Origin of the sequence: Streptomyces himastatinicus ATCC 53653 (assembly GCF_000158915.1) — a bacterium.
GTDB lineage: Bacteria > Actinomycetota > Actinomycetes > Streptomycetales > Streptomycetaceae > Streptomyces > Streptomyces himastatinicus.
The window spans coordinates 4505826-4512240 of the sequence record NZ_GG657754.1; the positions used below are offsets into that span (position 1 = coordinate 4505826).

Genomic DNA, 6415 nt, shown 5'->3' on the forward strand with positions numbered 1-6415 from the left:
CGCCGCTCCAGCCGACCCCGCCGTCCGCGATCACATGCACATAGCGGCCGCCGGACTCGTCCATGTAGTCCCGGCGGGCGGCGGCGACATCGGCCACCGCCGTGGCCATCGGCACCTGGATGCCCAGCACATTGCGGGTGGTGTGGGCGGCGCCGCCACCGAACCCGACGAGCACCCCGGCCGCGCCGGTGCGCATGAGGTGCAGCGCCGCGGTGTACGTGGCGCAGCCGCCCACGATGACCGGGACGTCCAGCTCGTAGATGAACTGCTTGAGGTTCAGCGGCTCGGCGGCACCCGACACGTGCTCGGCCGAGACGGTGGTGCCCCGGATGACGAAGATGTCGACCCCGGCGTCCACCACGGCCTTGGAGAACTGCGCGGTGCGCTGCGGCGACAGGGCGGCGGCGGTGACCACACCCGAGTCGCGCACCTCCTTCAGCCGCTGCCCGATCAGCTCTTCCTTGATCGGCTCGGCGTAGATCTCCTGGAGCCGGCGGGTGGCGGTGCGCTCGTCCAGCTCGGCGATCTCGGCGAGCAGCGGCTCGGGGTCCTCGTACCGGGTCCACAGACCTTCGAGGTTCAGCACCCCGAGGCCGCCCAGCTCGCCGATGCGGATCGCGGTCTGCGGGGAGACCACCGAGTCCATCGGGGCGGCCAGGAACGGCAGCTCGAAGCGGTAGGCGTCGATCTGCCAGGCGATCGAGACCTCCTTCGGGTCCCGGGTACGACGACTCGGCACGACGGCGATGTCGTCGAACGCGTACGCCCTGCGGCCGCGCTTGCCGCGCCCGATCTCGATCTCAGTCACGTGGGGTGCCTTTCGCTGGCTTGTTCTGCCGTACCAGTATCGCCATCCCCCGCGCGCAGCCCGTCGCGCGGGGGTCGCGCAGGTTAACGGCCAGAGTAGTTCGGCGCCTCGGAGACCATCTGGACGTCGTGCGGGTGGCTCTCCTTGAGGCCCGCGGCGGTGATCCGCACGAAGCGGCCCTTCTCCTTCAGCTCCGCCACGGACGCCGAGCCGACGTACCCCATGGAGGCGCGCAGGCCGCCGACCAGCTGATGGGCGACCGAGGACAGCGGGCCGCGGTAGGGCACCTGGCCCTCGATGCCCTCGGGGACGAGCTTGTCCTCGGAGAGCACGTTGTCCTGGAAGTAGCGGTCCTTGGAGAACGAGCGGGCCTGGCCGCGGGTCTGCATCGCGCCCAGCGAACCCATGCCCCGGTAGGACTTGAACTGCTTGCCGTTGATGAAGACCATCTCGCCCGGCGACTCCTCGCACCCGGCCAGCAGGCTGCCCAGCATCACCGTGTCCGCACCGGCGGCGATCGCCTTGGCGATGTCACCGGAGAACTGGAGGCCGCCGTCGCCGATCAGCGGCACATCGGCCGCGTGGCACGCGCGGGCCGCCTCGTAGATCGCGGTCACCTGCGGGACGCCGATGCCCGCGACCACGCGGGTGGTGCAGATGGAGCCCGGGCCGACGCCGACCTTCACCCCGTCCACGCCCGCGTCGATCAGCGCCTGGGCGCCGTCGCGGGTGGCGACGTTGCCGCCGACCACGTCGACCGGGACATTGGACTTGACCTTGGCGATCATGTCGAGGATGCCGCGGCTGTGCCCATGGGCGCTGTCGACCACCAGGAAGTCGGCCCCGGCCTCGACCAGCGCCTGCGCCCGGTCGAACGCCTCGTCGCCGACGCCGACGGCCGCGCCGACGACCAGCCGGCCCTCGTCGTCCTTCGCCGCGTTCGGGTACTGCTCGGCCTTCACGAAGTCCTTGACCGTGATCAGGCCCTTGAGCACGCCCGCGTCGTCGACCAGCGGAAGCTTCTCGATCTTGTGGCGGCGCAGCAGCTGCATCGCGTCGTCACCGGAGATCCCGACCTTGCCGGTGACCAGCGGCATCGGGGTCATGACCTCGCGGACCTGACGGCCCCGGTCCACCTCGAAGGCCATGTCCCGGTTGGTGACGATGCCCAGCAGCTTGCCCGCGGCGTCGGTGACCGGGACGCCGCTGATGCGGAACTTCGCGCACAGCGCGTCCGCCTCGTGCAGCGTGGCGTCCGGCCGGACCGTGATCGGGTCGGTGACCATGCCGGACTCGGACCGCTTGACCAGGTCGACCTGGTTGGCCTGGTCCTCGATGGACAGATTGCGGTGCAGCACGCCCGCGCCGCCCTGGCGGGCCATGGCGATGGCCATGCGGGCCTCGGTGACCTTGTCCATGGCGGCCGACAGCAGCGGGATGTTCACCCGAACGTTCCGGGAGACCCTGGACGAGGTGTCGACCGCGTTCGGAAGCACCTCGGAGGCGCCCGGCAGCAGCAGCACGTCGTCGTACGTCAGCCCGAGCATCGCGAACTTCTCAGGCACTCCGTCGACGTTGTCAGTCATGACACCCTTCCAAATGGTCTTGCCCCAGCGCGGACTCCCATGCTAACGGCCATCCCCGGTGTCACATTCCGCCCTGTGGACAACCGACGAATACCGCTGGTGATGCCGCCCGGGACGACCGACCGCGCTACTGTTCGGCCAGTGCGCGCAACCGGCTCAGCGCCCGGTGCTGTGCGACCCGCACCGCGCCCGGCGACATGCCGAGCATCTGCCCGGTCTCCTCCGCCGTAAGCCCGACCGCCACCCGGAGCAGCACCAGCTCGCGCTGATTCTCCGGAAGGTTCGCGAGCAGCTTCTTGGCCCATTCCGCGTCGCTGCTCAGCAGCGCCCGCTCCTCCGGGCCCAGCGAATCGTCCGGCTGCTCCGGCATCTCGTCCGAGGGCACCGCCGTGGAACCGGGGTGGCGCATGGCCGCCCGCTGGAGATCGGCGACCTTGTGGGAGGCGATGGCCACCACGAACGCCTCGAAGGGCTTGCCGGTGTCGCGGTAGCGCGGCAGCGCGCACAGCACCGCGAGGCAGACCTCCTGCGCCAGGTCGTCCACGAAATGACGAGCGTCACCCGGGAGTCGGGACAGCCGGGTGCGGCAGTAGCGCAGGGCGAGCGGATGGACATGGGCCAGCAGGTCATGGGTGGCCTGCTCGTCCCCCTCGACCGCGCGCCCGACGAGGGCACCGATGGCCCCTGGCGCCCCCGGGCTGCCGCCCTTGGGGGGCCCTGGACTCTCGTCGTCGCGCATCCGTCCATGGTGCCTTGGGCCCGGCGGCTCCGTGGCATCGCGTCCATAGTTGTGCGCTGAAGCGTTATGAGCAGGTGCGCCGGTAGTCGTCACGTCCTGCGCTCTCCCCTCACGCCCGACCGACTCGTCCCCGAGGAACTCCACACCTTCAAGGATGCGGCATCGCGCGGGGAACCGGTACAAGCCGCCGTCACGCGCGGTGCCGCGCACGCTCCCGCCCCGCCCGCCACCCGGCGGGCGGGGGTCGTAGCGCCCCCGCTGCGCGGCATGTGAGAAAGACCCCTAGCGGACCAGGCCCCAGCGGAATCCGAGGGCCACCGCATGGGCCCGGTCGGACGCGCCGAGCTTCTTGAACAGCCGACGGGCGTGCGTTTTGACCGTGTCCTCGGAGAGGAACAGCTCACGGCCGATCTCCGCGTTGGACCGGCCGTGGCTCATGCCCTCCAGCACCTGGATCTCGCGCGCGGTGAGCGTGGGCGCGGCGCCCATCTCGGCGGAGCGCAGCCGGCGCGGGGCCAGTCGCCAGGTCGGGTCGGCGAGGGCCTGCGTCACGGTCGCGCGCAGCTCGGCGCGCGAGGCGTCCTTGTGCAGATAGCCGCGGGCACCGGCGGCCACGGCGAGGGCGACCCCGTCGAGGTCCTCGGCGACCGTGAGCATGATGATCCGGGCGCCGGGGTCGGCGGAGAGCAGCCGGCGCACGGTCTCGACTCCGCCGAGGCCGGGCATGCGCACGTCCATCAGAATCAGATCCGAGCGGTCGGCGCCCCATCGGCGGAGGACTTCCTCGCCGTTGGCCGCCGTCGTCACCCGCTCGACGCCGGGCACCGTCGCCACCGCGCGGCGCAGCGCTTCTCGGGCGAGCGGGGAGTCGTCGCAGACGAGGACGGATGTCATGGCCGCCCTCCGCAGCTGATGCGCGTCACCTTGAGCCTCCAGGCTGGTACATATCGTCACCTGAGCGATTGACAGCCCCGGATATGTGTCCGAGAGCTTTACCCATCAACCGCCTCCGCACTCTCAACGACGGTCACCCGAAAGAGTTACGGGGTTCGGCGGCCACCTTCGACACTCTACGTGAGCCCTCGGACACGGAGGCGCTTCCCCGCGCAGGTCGCGCCCTGTCACGTCTCCCCCAAAGGTCATCCCCTTCGGTGGCATTTGGCGACCTTGCTTCCAATTTGCCGGTCTCTGTGGCTAGATTCGCAATGAGTCATATTTACATCTACTTACACAGTAGGTGTACGACCCGGGACACAGCGTCCGCAGCCGATCGCTTCGAGGAGACAAGGCAATGGCAGATTTCTCCCGTCTTCCCGGTCCGAACGCCGATCTGTGGGACTGGCAGCTCCTGGCGGCGTGCCGCGGTGTGGACAGCTCGCTCTTCTTCCACCCGGAAGGCGAGCGCGGCGCGGCCCGCAGCGCGCGCGAGATGTCGGCGAAAGAGGTGTGCATGCGCTGCCCGGTTCGGGCGCAGTGCGCGGCTCACGCCCTGGCCGTACGGGAGCCTTACGGGGTCTGGGGCGGACTGACGGAGGACGAACGCGAGGAGCTGATGGGGCGGGCCCGCCATCGCACGGTCGCCTCCTCGGGAGCCCCGGGGGCCTGACCGGGATCCCCGCTTCCCCGCTCCCTGAAGAAACGTTCCATCACCCCACCCCACCGCCGACCGTGCCCACCGACGATCGGCGGGCTTTCGCACGTCTGCGCCGCGACAGCGCGTCAGCGCCGCGCCGCCAGCTCCAGCCGGTCCAGGGTCGCCGCCACCGCCGGAACCCGGGCCAGGTCCGGCAGCGTCAGCGCCACCACCTCGCGCCGCACCGCCGGCTTGACCTCCAGCGTCGCCGTCCCCTTGGCGCGTACGCACTCCACCGCCAGCTCCGGCAGCACCGCGACCCCGAGCCCGGCCCCCACCAGCCCGACCACCGCCGGGTAGTCGTCCGTCGCGAAGTCGATCCGCGGGGTGAAGCCCTCGGCCTCGCACACCTCCACCAGATGGCGCCGGCACCGCGGGCAGCCCGCGATCCACGGCTCCTCGGCCAGCTCCCCGATCCCCACCGTCCCGGCCCCGGCCAGCCGGTGATCGTCCGGGACCATGACCACCAGCCGGTCCCGCAGCAGCGGCCGCACCACCAGGTCGTCCCACCCCGCCGCCGGGTCCGCGTCCGCAACGGCCTGCGGATACCGGAAGGCGAGGGCGATCTCGCAGTCGCCCCCGCGCAGCATCTCCACCGAACGCGGCGGCTCGGCCTCCACCAGGGACACCCGCGTCCCCGGGTGGGCGGCGCGCAGCCCGGCGAGCGCGGTCGGCACCAGCGTCGAGCTGCCGCTGGGGAACGACACCAGCCGCACCCGCCCGGCCCGCAGCCCGGCGAGCGCAGCGACCTCCTCCTCGGCGGCCGTCAGCCCGGCGAGGATGCCCGCCGCGTGCCGTACGAGCGCCTCGCCCGCCTCGGTCAGCCGCATCTCCCGCCCGGTACGGATCAGCAGCGGCGTCCCCGTGGACTGCTCCAGGGCCTTCATCTGCTGGCTGACGGCGGGCTGGGTGCAGCCCAGCTCGCGGGCGGCGGCGGAGAAGGAACCGGTCGCGGCCACCGCGCGCAGCACCCTCAGATGACGAGCCTCGATCATGCCCCCGAGCATAAGGGGCACTTGGGTGCGGACCGGAATATCGCGCCGGTGCTTTGACGGCGTACGGGGTGTTGTGTCGATCGGGCCGGAACGGGACCGGCCGCCCGGGGCCGCGGCGCCCGGGCGCGGAGTGATCGTCCGGCCGATAACGTGCGCGTATGACGACTGCATTGATTACCGGAACCACGGCGGGCATCGGCTCCGCCTTCGCGAGCCGGCTCGCGGCGGACGGGCACAACCTGGTGCTGGTCTCCCGCGACGAGAAGCGGCTGCGGGACCAGGCCGCCGACCTCCACGACCGCCATGGGGTCGAGGCGGAGGTGCTGCGCGCCGACCTGTCCGAGGACGCCGGTATCGCCGCGGTCGAGGAGCGTTTGGGGGACCGTACGCATCCGGTCGATCTGCTCGTCAACAACGCCGGTTTCGGCAACAACGGCCGCTATCTGGAAGCGCCGCTCGCCGATGAGCTGCGGATGCTGAAGCTGCACTGCGAGGCGGTGCTGCGGCTGACCAGTGCCGCCGCCCAGACGATGCGGGCGCGGGGGCGCGGCGGGGTGATCAACGTGGCCTCGGTGGCCGCCTTCTTCCCGCGCGGGACGTACGGGGCGAGCAAGGCTTGTGTCGTGCAGTTCACGCAGGGCGCGGCGAAGGACC

General features: G+C 71.3%; 7 protein-coding genes. 2 read left to right on the forward strand and 5 right to left on the reverse strand.

Going from position 1 to position 6415, the window contains the following annotated elements; translation table 11 throughout:
• The 4 genes from SSOG_RS18600 to SSOG_RS18615 form a co-directional block, all read right to left on the reverse strand.
• The coding region (locus SSOG_RS18600; RefSeq protein ID WP_009715792.1) for a GuaB3 family IMP dehydrogenase-related protein at window positions 1–808 on the reverse strand (808 nt) is incomplete at its 3' end.
• 83 nt (window positions 809–891) lie between these two features.
• Window positions 892–2394: an IMP dehydrogenase gene (guaB, locus tag SSOG_RS18605; RefSeq protein WP_009715793.1), complete on the reverse strand. Its 1503-nt coding sequence runs from the start codon at window positions 2392–2394 to the stop codon at window positions 892–894.
• A 127-nt stretch (window positions 2395–2521) separates the two neighbouring features.
• Window positions 2522–3133, reverse strand: coding sequence for a sigma-70 family RNA polymerase sigma factor (locus SSOG_RS18610; RefSeq protein WP_009715794.1), 612 nt, complete (start codon window positions 3131–3133; stop codon window positions 2522–2524).
• Between the two features lie 282 nt (window positions 3134–3415).
• A complete protein-coding gene (locus SSOG_RS18615) occupies window positions 3416–4027 on the reverse strand; it encodes a response regulator transcription factor (RefSeq protein WP_003948568.1) in 612 nt (203 codons plus the stop codon).
• Between the two features lie 397 nt (window positions 4028–4424).
• Here SSOG_RS18615 and SSOG_RS18620 point away from each other — a divergent pair, with 397 nt between their 5' ends.
• Entirely contained in the window at window positions 4425–4739 is a 315-nt protein-coding gene (locus SSOG_RS18620; RefSeq protein ID WP_009715795.1) for a WhiB family transcriptional regulator, read from the forward strand.
• Window positions 4740–4852: 113 nt separating this feature from the next.
• Here the strand turns inward: SSOG_RS18620 and SSOG_RS18625 are convergent, their stop codons facing one another.
• Window positions 4853–5761: a LysR family transcriptional regulator gene (locus SSOG_RS18625; protein ID WP_009715796.1), complete on the reverse strand. Its 909-nt coding sequence runs from the start codon at window positions 5759–5761 to the stop codon at window positions 4853–4855.
• Between the two features lie 158 nt (window positions 5762–5919).
• Here SSOG_RS18625 and SSOG_RS18630 point away from each other — a divergent pair.
• Window positions 5920–6415, forward strand: a 496-nt coding sequence (locus tag SSOG_RS18630) for an SDR family NAD(P)-dependent oxidoreductase (protein ID WP_009715797.1), incomplete at its 3' end; no start/stop codon positions are given.